8 protein-coding genes and 1 tRNA gene are annotated in these 13,528 nt (G+C 62.6%); 8 read left to right on the top strand and 1 reads right to left on the bottom strand.

Annotation, left to right across the window (positions count from 1 at the left end; all coding sequences use genetic code 11):
• Positions 1-89: 89 nt before the first annotated feature.
• The 4 genes from AAAV44_RS04115 (at position 90) to AAAV44_RS04100 (ending at position 4,609) form a co-directional block, all read left to right on the top strand.
• Entirely contained in the window at positions 90-1,166 is a 1,077-nt protein-coding gene (locus AAAV44_RS04115) for a hypothetical protein (protein WP_349114689.1), read from the top strand.
• Positions 1,166-2,209, top strand: a complete 1,044-nt coding sequence (locus tag AAAV44_RS04110; RefSeq protein WP_349114688.1) for a hypothetical protein — start codon at positions 1,166-1,168, stop codon at positions 2,207-2,209. Before AAAV44_RS04115 ends, AAAV44_RS04110 begins: the two co-directional genes overlap by 1 nt.
• Positions 2,210-2,254: 45 nt before the next feature.
• Positions 2,255-4,432 (top strand): MurT ligase domain-containing protein, encoded by a 2,178-nt coding sequence (locus AAAV44_RS04105; protein WP_349114687.1) that lies wholly within the window; start codon positions 2,255-2,257, stop codon positions 4,430-4,432.
• A gap of 100 nt (positions 4,433-4,532) precedes the next feature.
• Positions 4,533-4,609: transfer RNA gene (locus tag AAAV44_RS04100), tRNA-Glu, on the top strand.
• A gap of 446 nt (positions 4,610-5,055) precedes the next feature.
• On the opposite strand, the gene AAAV44_RS04095 is transcribed toward AAAV44_RS04100, so the two are convergent.
• Entirely contained in the window at positions 5,056-7,143 is a 2,088-nt protein-coding gene (locus AAAV44_RS04095) for a glutamine synthetase III (RefSeq protein ID WP_349114686.1), read from the bottom strand.
• Between the two features lie 426 nt (positions 7,144-7,569).
• Here AAAV44_RS04095 and AAAV44_RS04090 point away from each other — a divergent pair, with 426 nt between their 5' ends.
• From AAAV44_RS04090 to AAAV44_RS04075, 4 genes are all read left to right on the top strand, one after another.
• Entirely contained in the window at positions 7,570-8,442 is an 873-nt protein-coding gene (locus tag AAAV44_RS04090; protein WP_349114685.1) for a methylenetetrahydrofolate reductase, read from the top strand.
• Entirely contained in the window at positions 8,442-9,230 is a 789-nt protein-coding gene (locus tag AAAV44_RS04085; RefSeq protein WP_349114683.1) for a hypothetical protein, read from the top strand. Before AAAV44_RS04090 ends, AAAV44_RS04085 begins: the two co-directional genes overlap by 1 nt.
• Before the next feature lie 9 nt (positions 9,231-9,239).
• On the top strand, positions 9,240-11,798 hold the full coding sequence (locus tag AAAV44_RS04080) for a homocysteine S-methyltransferase family protein (RefSeq protein WP_349114682.1): 2,559 nt from the start codon (positions 9,240-9,242) through the stop codon (positions 11,796-11,798).
• Positions 11,799-11,906: 108 nt separating this feature from the next.
• A complete protein-coding gene (locus tag AAAV44_RS04075) occupies positions 11,907-13,271 on the top strand; it encodes a PFL family protein (RefSeq protein WP_349114681.1) in 1,365 nt (454 codons plus the stop codon).
• The last annotated feature ends 257 nt before the right edge of the window (positions 13,272-13,528 follow it).

Raw genomic sequence — 13,528 nt, 5'->3', positions numbered from 1 at the left:
CAAGTGCGGCACCCCCGGTGTGCCACATGCGGGTAAACTAGAACTTTATATAGAAACATCTGAACCCTAACCGCAGCAAAGGAGGCCCCATGGCATTCGATCCCATTCAAGAGGATTGCCATCGCCTCGTTCTTGAGGCCTTGCGCCGCGACAATATCCCGCTCACCGACGGTGCCGCCGTAGAGCGTCTGATGGAGCAATTCACCCGCAACCCCGCACCGCTCATCGTGCACGACCGCGACCGCGCCGGGCATCTGATTGCCAAGGTAGTCGAGGCCGTCGACTACCGCATTCCCTTTATCCCTGACGATGCCCAGGCAGAGCAGGAAGAGGCAGCTGCCGAGAACATGCTCCGCGAGGCGGCCGCACTCGATCCGGCCAACTGGGATGCCCAGCGCATGCTGACGGCACTCACCGCCGAATCCAACGAGGAATACGTACAGTACCTGGTGTCCAAGTGCGATGAGGTCGAGCACGACCTGGCGCTCAAGATCGCCTCGGCCCAGGACTCCTACGAGCGCGAGGCCGCTGGCGACCTTATGCGCCGCCCCTACCTGCGCTGGCTTGCCGCCTTGGCATCGCGCGCCCTCATTAGCGGCCGCTATCGCATGTCGCTCGAAGCCGCAAACCGCAGCCTCGACTTTGTCCCCAACGACCCCGCTGGTGTCCGCCACACCGCGATGCTCGCCATGGCAAAGCTCGAATACCCCGCCGAGGAGCTCAAGCGCTTTCGTTCCGCTCACTCCGTGCCGTACCTCGCGAATACCCCGCTGCGCCGCCGCCCCAAGGACGCGGAGCGTGACTTGGACCCGTGGACGCTCATCGCGCTGATGAGCGCTGCCTGGCGCGAGCTGGACTACGAGGGCGCCGAACACTATTTGCGCATCCTCGCACGCTCGTGCCCGCACGCGGCCGAGGCGCTCTACTTCCAAACCGAGTTTCCCGATGGCGTCTATGCCCGCGTCAACGTGGGTGCGGGCTCCACCGACGAGCTTGTCCTTGCGCTATCCGAGGCGACGCCGGTACTGCAGGAGGGCCTGGGCGCCCCCGACAACGCCAGCTTTGCCGCCTGGGTCGCCACCAACGATATCGTGCGTTCCCAAATCGATGAGCGCATACTGCGGGCGGCCGAGCAGGGTTTGCCGTTTAAGGGAGGAGACCTCTAATGGATCCGAGCGTCTACATCCCCGCCTACCTGGAGCGCGCCTACGTTGCGTCGCACCCCGAGCTCACCGATGCAGCACGCGAGCTTGTCCATAACGACGTGAACGTCAACCCTCATAAGTATGCGCAGTCCGAGCATGCCCAGGCGCTGCTGTCCTACGCCGGTGTTCATCGCCACCTGCTCGACGAGCTCCATCGCATCGAGGACATGGGCAGCGACGAGGAGTTTGAGCAGACGCGCAACCGCCTGTTCGACGACATGCGCGATGAGCTGCTCAAGATCGTCCGCATCGATGCGTATGTCCTCGATGCCCAGCTGCTCGCCATCATTTTGGCGGACACGCCCGTCGACGCCTGCCTGGGCGACCTGATGAAGCTCGAGGCGACCACGGCCGATTACCTGCAGCAAAGCGTGCCCGGGTTCGACATGGAAGCCCCACACTACTGGGCCAATAATGTTTTGGCCGACGGTGTCACCGCAGCAGAACTTACCGTGAGCGAGCCGGCTCTTATCGGGTGGCTTCACACACTCGAGGCCATCTCGCAGCTGTGCATGGCGAGCGCTCGCTACCGTGCTGCCGCCAACTACGCCCGCCGCGTCCTTAAGGCGGAAGGCTACCCCACCCGAGCCGCAGGCACCGTGCTACTCGCCCTCGCTCGCTTGGAAGACGAGGACGGCTTTTTTGCCCTGGCCCACCAGCTCGAGGAGCAGATGGGGGCCGATACCCTCGAGAACTCCCCCTGGTACCTGCTCGCCCGCACGATCTTGCTGTTCAAAACGAACAAGATGCGCCCGGCGACACGCGCGCTGCGTGAGTTTGCCAACCGCTGCGAGGGCGGCGCGTTCTTCTTGCTGAACCCCATGTACCAGACGCCGTACCTTCCCTGCCGACCCGAGCCGCGCGACCCCTGGGACCTCTCGCACCAGGCGGTTTGGGAAGCCGACGGCATCATCTCGGATACCCCCGACTTTGCCCCCTGGGCCAACGCTTGCGAAGACGTATCGCAACTTGCCCAGGAATTTGCGCGCCGTTATGGCTTTTAACGACACAATCGCCACGACCATGTCATTCACGTTAGGAACGACTTCATGAACTTCCGCTCATCTCTCGCCTGCACCTCGAGCGATATCGCCCGCTGGGGGCTGCGCTCCGTCCTTAAGCGCCAGGGCGGCGTACTCCCCGGCCGCATCGCCATGAAGATCAACCCCGAGCTGCTACGCGACCTCGCGGGTCTTGTCGACCGCAGCGTGGTAATCACCGGCACCAACGGCAAGACCACCACCTCCAACCTCATCGCCGACGCCGTTGCCGCCAGCGGCGCCACCGTGGTATGCAACCGTGCCGGAAACAACATGGAGCCGGGCGTGGTGGGCGCGTTGCTCGAGGCCCGCAGCGGCCTCAAGCGAACCGGCGGCGGCGAGCGCGTGGGCGTCTTTGAGTGCGACGAGCTCTACACGGTGCGCGTCCTGCCCAAGCTCAAGCCGACCTACTTTGTGCTGCTCAACCTGTTCCGCGACCAGCTGGACCGCTACGGCGAGATCGACCACACCCAGGACGTCATCGCCCACGCGCTGGAGCTTTCGCCGGCAACGACACTCATCTATAACGCCGACGATCCGCTGTGCGCCTCGATTGCCGCGCGCGTCCCTAACACGAGCATCGCTTTTGGCATCGACGGCGCCACGGGCACCGAGTCCGATCGCATTAGCGACTCGCGTTTTTGCTCGCAGTGCAACGCGCCGTTGGAGTACGACTATGTGCAGTATGGTCAACTCGGCGCCTACCATTGCCCCTCGTGCGGTTGGGCACGCCCCGCACTGGTCCGCCGTGTGACGGGCGTGGAGCTCGGCTGCGACGGCTACGGCTTTGACCTGGTCTTTGGATCTGCGTCCGACGCAGCTGCCGTACACATCGCCACGCGCTACAACGGCCTGTACATGGTCTACAACGTTGCCGCTGCATTCTTTGCCGCACATGAGTTAGGCGTGGATACGGCGCACCTGCAGCCCACGCTCGATGCCTACGTCCCCGCCGGCGGACGCATGGGCCGCTGGGATATCGCCGGCCGCACCGTCGAGGCCAACCTGGCTAAGAATCCCGTAGGCTTCGATCGACAAATCCAGTCCATCAAGACGGCAGGCGGCAGACTCTGCGCTTTCTTCCTCAACGATAACGATGCCGACGGCCACGATGTATCGTGGATCTACGACGTCGACTTTGAGCGCATCGCCGACACGCCGGGTCTTGTCGCCTTTGCCGGAGGCACGCGCGCGCACGACATGCAGGTGCGCCTCAAGTACGCCGGCATCGATGCCGCGATTATCTCGGACGTCGCGCAGGCAATTGGCGCCGTGGCAGACGAGGCCGCCGATGACACCTTCTACGCCGTCGCCAACTACACGGCCTTCCCGCCGCTGGTCAAGGAGCTCGACGGGCTGAAAGGCGCCACCGCCGACGCTGTTGCTGGGCGCGCCGTAGCCCGTGCCGACGGCAGCGCTCTTCCTGTCGGTATCGCGCCAGTCGAGCTTTCGCGCCCGCTGCGCATCGTCTACCTGTATCCCGATGCCCTTAACCTCTACGGCGACGGCGGCAACGTCATCGCCCTCGAGCGCCGCTGCGCCTGGCGTGGCATTCCCGTGCGCGTGGACGAGGTCCGTATGGGCGAGTCACTCGATCTCACCGATGCCGATATCGTCATGATGGGTGGCGGCTCCGACCGCGACCAGCTGGCGGTCGCACATGAACTGCTCGCCCAAAAAGACAAGGTCGCATCCTATGTTGAGGACGGCGGCTCGCTGCTCGCCATCTGTGGCAGCTATCAGCTGCTCGGCCGTTCGTACTATATGGGCGAGGATCGCATTGAGGGTCTGGGGGTCATTGCCGCCGAAACCGTACGCGGCTCCGACCGCCTGATCGGCAACGTAGCCGTCAAAACCGATCTGGCACCCGAGCCCTTTGTGGGATTTGAGAACCATGGCGGCCGCACGCTTTTGGACGCCGATGCCACGCCGCTCGGAACGTCCGTCGTCACGGGCACCGGCAACAACGGCGATGATGGTCTTGAGGGCCTCATCTACAAGGGCGTCATCGGCACGTACCTGCACGGACCGGCACTGCCCAAGAACCCCGAACTCGCCGACTGGCTCATTACCCACGCCCTCGAGCGCCGTGGCGACGCGCAGGCCACAGCCCTGCTGCCGCTCAAGCCCCTCGACGACACCTACGAGCGCGCCGCCCACGACGCAGCCATGAAGCTCCTCCCCTAGCACCCCACCACCACAAAGGGGACAGGCACCTTTGTGGTGGTTTTCCAGTTTGCCAACGATATACGCGCCGACAAAAAAGTCTGCTATACTCTTTCCCGCTGTCCCCATCGTCTAGCGGCCAAGGACGCCACCCTTTCAAGGTGGATATCGCGGGTTCGAATCCCGCTGGGGGCACCATTTGAATTGAAGAGCCCGTTACCCTCGCGGTAGCGGGCTTTTTGCTACCCATGCGCCGGGATTCGAACCCCGAGGGCATTAAATCACACTGTCGTCCAAGGGCCTGTGGGCAAAAAATAGCAAATATGAGTACTGTTACCAATTTAGTAACAGCGATTTCATGCCATCAGAAGGCGATTTAGACGCCAGGGGTCCTACGGCGGAAGAATTGCAGGCGTTTATCAGCTATGTACTTGGACATATGTTGCGTAACAACCCATATTTTGTAAATAGATAATGCTACAGGACTTGTGACAGTACTCATATTTGACGTTTTTTGTCCACAACCCTTTATACCTAGGCAAGTCGGCGGCAAAACGGGCTTCAAAGCGTCCTTCGCAAACAAAAACCGGGGCCCGCACGATGCGGACCCCGGCTCAATACCGTGACGATATGTCAGTTACGCTCTACACGTAGAACAGGATGTCGTCGTAGGTCGGGACCGGCCAGTAGTCGGCAGCCACGATCTCCTCCATGGCATCCACGGCGGCGCGCAGCGTATCCATAGCGGGAACGACCTCGTGCGCGTACACGTTGGCCTGCTCCTGACCATCGAGGCCCTCGGCCTTCTGATGCACGGCGTCGAGCGCCTTGATGGAGTCGTTGATGGTGGTGATGCCGTTGCAGAGCTTGTTGAGCGTGTTCTGCTCACACTGCATGGCGGCCTCGGCGCCGGCGGCACGAATAGTCTCAAGGCCCTTAGCGACCTTGGTGGCATAGGCGGTAATGACCGGGCGATAGGTACGACGCGCCTCGCGAACCATCGTGGTAGCCTCGATGTTCATGAGCTTGTTGTACTTCTCGAGCTTGCAGTCGTAGCGGCACTGAGCCTCGGCCTTGGTCAGGACACCCGTCTCCTCAAAGAGCGCGATAGCCTTATCGGAAACAAAGGCGGGCAGGGCATCGGCCGTGGTCTTGTTGTTGGCAAGGCCGCGCTTCTTGGCCTCGACGGGCCACTCATCGGAGTAGCCGTCACCGGAGAACAGGATGCGCTGGTGATCGGTCAGCACCTTCTTGCAGTATTCGAGCGCAGCGTCCTGGAACTTATCCTCGGGCGTACCCTCAAGCGCATCGGCGAAGGACTTGAGCGACTTGGCCACGGCGGCATCGAGCACCAGGTTGGAGTCGGAGACGTTCTGCTCGGAGCCGCAGGCACGGAACTCGAACTTGTTGCCGGTGAAGGCGAACGGGGAGGTACGGTTGCGGTCGGTGTTGTCCTGCATCAGTTTGGGCAGAGTATCGGCGCCCAGGTCGAGCACGCCGCGCGTGGCATGGACAGAAGCCTTGCCATCGATGATCTTCTCGACGACCTCGGTAAGCTGGTCGCCCAGGAAGATGGACATAATCGCCGGAGGAGCCTCATTGGCGCCCAGACGATGATCGTTGCCGGCCGAGGCAACAGAGGCACGCAGGAGCTCCTGATAGTTATCGACGGCCTCGATCACCGCGGTGAGGAAGACGATGAACTGCAGGTTGTCGAGCGGGGTGTCGCCCGGATCGAGCAGGTTCTCGGACTCGGTGCCAAGCGACCAGTTGTTGTGCTTGCCCGAACCATTGATGCCCTCAAAGGGCTTCTCGTGCAGCAGGCAGACCAAGTCGTGGCGGGAGGCGATGAGCTTCATCTTCTCCATCATGACCAGATTCTGGTCGATGGCCTCGTTGACCTCGCCATAGACAGGGGCGAGCTCATGCTGGCAGGGAGCAACCTCGTTGTGCTTGGTCTTGGCGGGAATGCCAAGCGCCCACAGTTCATCGTCCAGGTCCTTCATATAGGCCGAGACGGTGGGGCGGATAGCGCCAAAGTAGTGCTCCTCGAGCTCCTGGCCCTTGCATGGAGCAGCACCAAAGAGGGTGCGGCCGGTGATGACCAGGTCCTTGCGCTTGCGGTAAGCGTCCTTCTTGATCAGGAAGTACTCCTGCTCGTCGCCCACGGAAGGAACGACCTTCTTGGGGGTCTTACCGAACAGCGCCAAAACGCGCTTAGACTCACGCGAGAGCGCGGTCATGGAGCGCAGCAGCGGGGTCTTCTTGTCCAGGGCCTCGCCCGTGTAGGAGCAGAAAGCCGTGGGGATGCACAGGACATCGTCCTTGATAAAGGCGGGGCTAGTGGGGTCCCAAGCGGTGTAGCCACGGGCCTCGAAGGTGGCGCGCAGGCCGCCGTTGGGGAAGCTGGAAGCATCGGGCTCGCCCTGGATGAGGTTCTTGCCCGTAAACTTGGTAATGGCGGTGCCGTCGTGGTTGGGCTCCAGGAAGCTGTCGTGCTTCTCGGAAGTAATGCCCGAAAGCGGCTGGAACCAGTGCGCGTAGTGCGTCGCGCCCTTGGAGATGGCCCAGACCTTCATGGCATGGGCGACGGCGTTGGCCACGTCCAGGTCGAGCGGCTCACCGCCCTCGAGGGTTGCAGCAAGGCGCTTCCAAATGTCCTTGGGGAGGTAGTCCTTCATGACTTCCTCAGAGAACACCATGGTCCCGAAGCGGTCAGTAAGTTCGGCCATACGGAACTCCCTTCGTATCGGCACCGCGTGAGAAGCGGTGTTGATTACTAACGAACGAGTCATAGCTTAGACTCGCCGTGTTTCCGCGACATTACCGTTATGTTGCCGTCGCGAAACCAATCATTGAGGTTACCCTATCGAGGCGGCGTTGCCACCCTCAACAGCCAATCAACTGCATAAATTGCAGACCTCTCCCCATGGTTTAAGGGTAGTCAATTTGGGACGGGGCTTTATTAACTGGTATTTCGCATCAGATACCAGTCTTTATAGTCCGTGCCTAGATTAGCCGCTCTGTTATAGAGAAAGCCGATAGCAAGGCATCTTTGATTGGTATCCTCAAATAGCGAGTGAAACTCCACCGTGGCACAGTGGTGCTGTAGAATCCTTACAACACATCACACTATTACGTATCTAGAGGAGCACGATATGCGCGTCGACGAGGTTTTTAAGCAGGCAGCATCCCAGGGCACCGCGCCCATTTCGTTTGAGATGTTCCCGCCCAAGGGCGAGCTGACCCTCGACACGGCTCGCGAAGTGGCAGGCAATCTGTGCAAGCTTTCGCCGAGCTTTGTCTCGGTCACCTGCTCGGCCGGCGGCTCGGGCAACGGTGCCGCCACCGCCCCCATCGCGCATATGATTACGAGCGAATTCGACACGCCCTCGGTGGCACACCTTACCTGCGTGGGCCGGTCGCACGCCGATATCGCCGCCAAGATCGACGAGTATCGCACCGCCGGCGTTGAAAACATCCTGGCCCTGCGTGGTGATCTTCCCGCTGGCGCGACTGAGGACGACAAGCCCGCCTCGGACTACGCCTACGCCCGCGACCTCATCCCCGAGCTCGTCGACGCCGGCTTTTGTGTGGGTGCCGCAGCCTACCCCGAGGGCCACATTGCCTGCGAGGACCTCAACGTCTCGGTCGAACACCTCAAGCAAAAACAGGACGCCGGCGCGAGCTTCTTTGTGACGCAGCTCTTCTTTGATAACGAGTGCTTCTACCGTTTTCGCGAGCTTGCCGACAAGGCCGGCATCACCGTGCCCATTACCGCGGGCATCATGCCGTTTATGGGCAAGTCGCAGATCAGCCGCATGGTCTTTATGTGCGGCGCGTCGCTGCCCTCCCCCGTCATCAAGATCCTCGCCAAGTACGAGAACGACCCCGAGAGCCTGCAAGCGGCCGGTGTAGATTATGCTGCTCGTCAGCTTTGCGACCTTAAGGAGCACGGCGCCGACGGTCTGCACCTGTACACTATGAACCGTCCTGCAATCGCCGCGACCATTATGGAGCGCCTGGGGTAATGGAAAAACCGCACGCCGATATAACCGTTGCTGAAGTGCCGGCCGACCTTGCGTCGCCGGCGCTTTACCGTATCGATGATGCCCACCATCCCCGCGTCGATCGTGCCGAGATGTTGCGATACCTGGGCTACGGCGGCCAGCAGATTGAACCCGAGCTGTCGCAGCGTATTGAGCTTGTCGTTGAGCGCCTGGAGTTAGACATTGAGCCCCGTGGCGTGCGCCGCGTATTTGCCATCGATGCCACGGGCGTCGACGAACAGGGCGAGCCTTGCATCCGCCTGGTCGGCACCAACGTTGAGCTGCGCGGTCGCGATATCTATCGTCATCTTAAGGACGCCCGCTTTGCCGCACTCATGGCATGCACCCTCGGCATGGACGCCGAGCGTCGCCTGCGCACCACGGGAGCCCAACATCCCCTGGAGGGCGCCGTGCTCGACGCCGCGTGCTCCGCTTACGTGGAAGCCGCCGTTGAGCAAATGGACCAGCAGGTCAAGACGGACGCCGCCGTTCATGGACTCGCCGGCAACTGGCGCTTTAGTCCCGGCTACGGCGACTGCCCACTCTCGGCCCAGCGCTCGATCGTCAATGCGCTCAACGCCACGCGGCTCATCGGGCTTACCGTCACGCCCACCAGCCTGCTCATGCCCACCAAAAGCGTGACCGCGGTGATCGGTCTGTTCGAAGGCGAAGTCCACGACGCCCAGAGCCGCCCTACCTGCAATATCTGCCGCATGCGCGAGCACTGCCGCTTCCGCGCCGCCCACACCACCTGCTATTCCAGCCATTAGGAGCCCTCGATGTTTACTCCGCTTATCACTCATGATCTGGACGGCGCCGCGCTGGCGGCGCCTGTTGACGCCGCACGCCGCAATGGCGCTGCATACAAGACGCGCACGATCGACGATCTGCGCATTAAGGACGATCGCCTGCGCGCCGCCATCGAGGGCACGGGGCACCTGCTGTTCGACGGCGGCATGGGTACCATGCTGCAGGCGGCCGGCATGAAGGCCGGCGCCCTGCCCGAGCTGCTCAACTTTGAGGAGCCTCAGGTCATCACCGATATCCAGCGTCAGTACGTCGAGGCTGGCTGTGACGTGATTACCGCCAACACCTTTGGCGCCAATGCCCACAAGCTCGACGGTGCCGCCACCGTGGCAGACGTCTTTGCCGCGGCCGTCACCTGCGCCCGCGAGGCCGGCGCCCGCTACGTCGCCGGTGACATCGGCCCCATCGGCGCGCTGCTTCGCCCCTTGGGTACCCTCAGCTTCGACGAGGCCTACAACCTCTTTGCCGAGGAAGTGCGTGCCGGCGTCGATGCGGGCGTGGACCTCTTTATTATCGAGACCATGACTGACCTTGCCGAGATCAAGGCGGCGGTCCTCGCCTGCCGCGAGAACTCCGACCTGCCCGTCTTTGCCACCATGACCTTCGAGGAAGACGGCCGCACCTTCCTGGGAACGAGTCCCGAGGTCGCCGCCATCACGCTCGATGCCATCGGCGCCGACGTTTTGGGCATCAACTGCAGCCAAGGACCGGCCGAGCTACGAGGGCTCGCCGCGCGCATGCTCACCGTAACGGACAAGCCCGTTATGGTGCAGGCCAATGCGGGACTCCCCCACGTGGACGACGACGGCAACACCGTCTTTGACATCCAGGCCCCCGAATACGCCGAGGCCGTCGCCGGCATGATCGCCGACGGCGTGAGCGTCGTGGGCGGTTGCTGCGGCACCACGCCGGCGCACATGGCGGCCTTGCGCACGCTTATCGACAACCACACGCCCAGCCCGCGCCGCCGCAAGCCCAGCATGTCGGTCACGAGCGCCCAAACGGTCGTGGACCTTCCTTGCGACGGCCACAAGATCGCTGTCATCGGCGAGCGCATCAATCCCACCGGCAAAAAGCGCCTGCAACAGGCCTTGCGCGACGGCGACCTGGACTACGTCGTGAGCCAGGGCATCAGCCAGCAGGAACAGGGCGCCGACATCCTGGACGTCAACGTGGGCCTACCCGAGATCGACGAGGTCAAGATCATCCAACAGGCGACCGAGCAGCTCCAGGGCTCCACGCTGCTGCCGCTGCAGATCGACTCCACCGACCCCGCAGCCATCGAGGCCGCCGTGCGCCGCTACGCCGGCAAGCCCATCATCAACTCGGTCAATGGCAAGCAGCAGATCATGGATGAGATCTTTCCGCTGGTCGCCCACTACGGCACCAACGTTGTCGGACTTACGCTCGATGAAGGCGGCATCCCCGATACCGCCGAGGCCCGCTTTGCCATCGCCGAACGCATCGTGGCCGAGGCTGCCCGTTACGGCATCGGACCGGACCGCATCCTCATCGACTGTCTGGTCATGACCGCCTCGACCAATCAACGCCAGGCCGAGCAGATCCTACGCGCCATGTCCCTGTGCAAGGAGCGTCTGGGCGTCAAATGCGCGCTCGGCGTGTCGAACATCAGCTTTGGCCTGCCTGCCCGCCCGCTGCTGGGTTCGGTCTTTTTGGCCGCCGCCTTCGGCGCGGGCCTGGACGCCCCCATCATGAACCCGGGCTCCAAGCGCTTTATGGATACCGTCTACAGCTATCGCGTCCTGAGCGTTGAGGACGAGGGCTCGACCGGATACATCGAGCGCTACGCCGGCTGGACCGATCCGTATAAGATCGCCGCAAACCCGGCAGCAGCTCAGGCCGCATCGACCGACACCGTGCCCGCCGCTGGCACCGCCGGCACCGACGGCAACGACGACCCGATTCGTCGCATGGTCGTCTCGGGCCGCAAAGGCGAGATCGCTGCCGAGACCGAGCGTCTACTGGCAGACCACGACGCCATGGACCTCATCAACAATCACTTTATCCCCGCCCTCGACGAGGTAGGCGTCCTCTTTGACCAGGGCAAGTTCTTCTTGCCGCAGCTTATGGCCTCGGCCGAGGCGGCACGCGTGGGCTTCGACACCATCAAGCGCCTGATGCCCGCCGGCGAGATTGCCGACAAGGGCAAGATCTGCGTGGCCACCGTCAAGGGCGACATCCACGATATTGGCAAGAACATCGTCAAAATGCTGCTCGACAACTACGGCTACACCGTCTTTGACCTGGGCCGCGACGTCGATCCGCAGGAGGTACTCAAGACCGTCAAGGAGCGCGACATCAAACTCGTCGGCCTCTCGGCGCTTATGACTACCACGGTCGTCGCCATGGAAGAGACCATCAAGCTGCTTCATGCCGAGGTGCCGGGCGTCAAGATCATCGTAGGCGGCGCCGTACTCACCCCCGAATACGCCAAGCAGATCGGTGCGGACTACTACGCCAAGGACGCCGCCGAAAGCGCTCGTATCGCCGAAGAGGTCTTTGGGCAGTAACACAACGGAAACAACCGAGCACCAAAACGTGCCGCATGCGCCACTTGGCACGTGCGGCACGTTAAAATAGATAAGACTATGCTCGTTTTGGCAGATAGGAGCGCAAGGATGGCGATCACGCCCGCAGAAATCGCGGAAACCCGCGGCATGGTTGAGGAGCAGAACCTCGACATCAGAACCATCACCATGGGCGTTTCGCTCATGGGTTGCGGTGACGAGAACCTCGACCGCATGTGCACGAAGATCTACGACCACGTGACGCACACGGCTGAGCACCTGGTCGAGACCGCCGAGAACCTCGAGCGCGAGTACGGTATCCCTATCGTCAACAAGCGCGTTTCCGTCACCCCGGTGGCGCAGATCGCCGCATGCTGCAAGGATGAGGACCTCACCCCCATCGCGCATGCCCTCGACCGCGCGGCCGAAACGCTCGGCATCGACTACCTGGGCGGCTTCTCCGCACTCGTCCAGAAGGGCATCGGCGACGCCGACCGCCGCGTCATCCAGTCCATCCCCCAGGCGCTCGCCACCACGAGCCGCGTCTGCTCCAGCGTCAACGTCGCCAGCCTGCGCGCCGGTATCAACATGGATGCCGTGCTCATGGCCGCCCAGACCATCATCGATGCCGCCAAGCTCACGGCCGACCAGGATTCCGTTGGCGCCTCCAAGTTTGTCTGCTTTGCCAACATGGTCGAGGACTCCCCGTTTATGGCGGGCGCCGTCCACGGCGGTGGCGAGGCCGACGCCGTCATCAACGTTGGCGTCTCGGGCCCCGGCGTTATGGCTGCTGCCTTGGAGACGCTCCCCGACTCCGCCTCGATGATGGAGGTTGCCGAGAAAATCAAGCAGACCGCCTTTAAGATCACCCGCGCCGGCGAGCTCATGAGCCGTGAGGCAGCCCGCCGTCTGGGTGTCGAGAAAGGCATTGTCGACCTGTCACTGGCTCCCACGCCTGCCATCGGCGACTCCGTTGCCCGCATCCTCGAGATCATCGGCGTGGGCACCTGCGGTGGCCCCGGCACGACCTGCGCGCTCGCCATGCTCAACGATGCCGTCAAGAAGGGCGGCGTCATGGCCAGCTCCAGCGTGGGCGGTCTCTCCGGCGCCTTTATCCCCGTGTCCGAGGATGCCGGCATGATCGCCGCCGTCGAGGCCGGTGCGCTTTCGCTCGAGAAGCTCGAGGCCATGACCTGCGTGTGCTCCGTTGGCCTGGACATGATCGCCATCCCCGGCGACACTCCGGTCGAGACCGTCGCCGGCATCATCGCCGACGAGATGGCCATCGGCGTCATCAACAACAAGACCACGGCCGTCCGCGTGATTCCCGCCATCGGCAAGGGCGTGGGCGACTGCGTCGAGTACGGCGGCCTGTTTGGCCGTGCGCCCATCATGCCGGTGAACCCCAACGCCGGCACCGTGCTTGCCCACCGCGGTGGACGCTTCCCGGCGCCGCTGAACTCGTTGAAGAACTAGCTGAGGGGACTGGCGAGGAGCCCCGGGGAGGGCAAATATATAAGGTCGCCTGCTCGGACAGTCCTGACTCGCACGGAGAGCACATTAAGTGCTCTCCGGCTCGTGCGGAACTCGCGATCGACCTTATATATTTGCCCTCCCCGGGGCTCCCGCACAACGGGACCTCGGTTGGGTTCTATCCCTTTGGCAGTCGCTTCGCTTCTGCCCTACTTTGCTGGTGCGGCGGTTTGGCGTTGGAACGGTTCTTTTTCTGATAT

It is taken from the genome of Collinsella sp. CLA-AP-H1 (assembly GCF_040092945.1).
Classification (GTDB): Bacteria; Actinomycetota; Coriobacteriia; order Coriobacteriales; family Coriobacteriaceae; genus Collinsella.
Note: the sequence above shows the minus strand (reverse complement) of the source record. Positions and strands in the feature narration are given on the sequence as shown.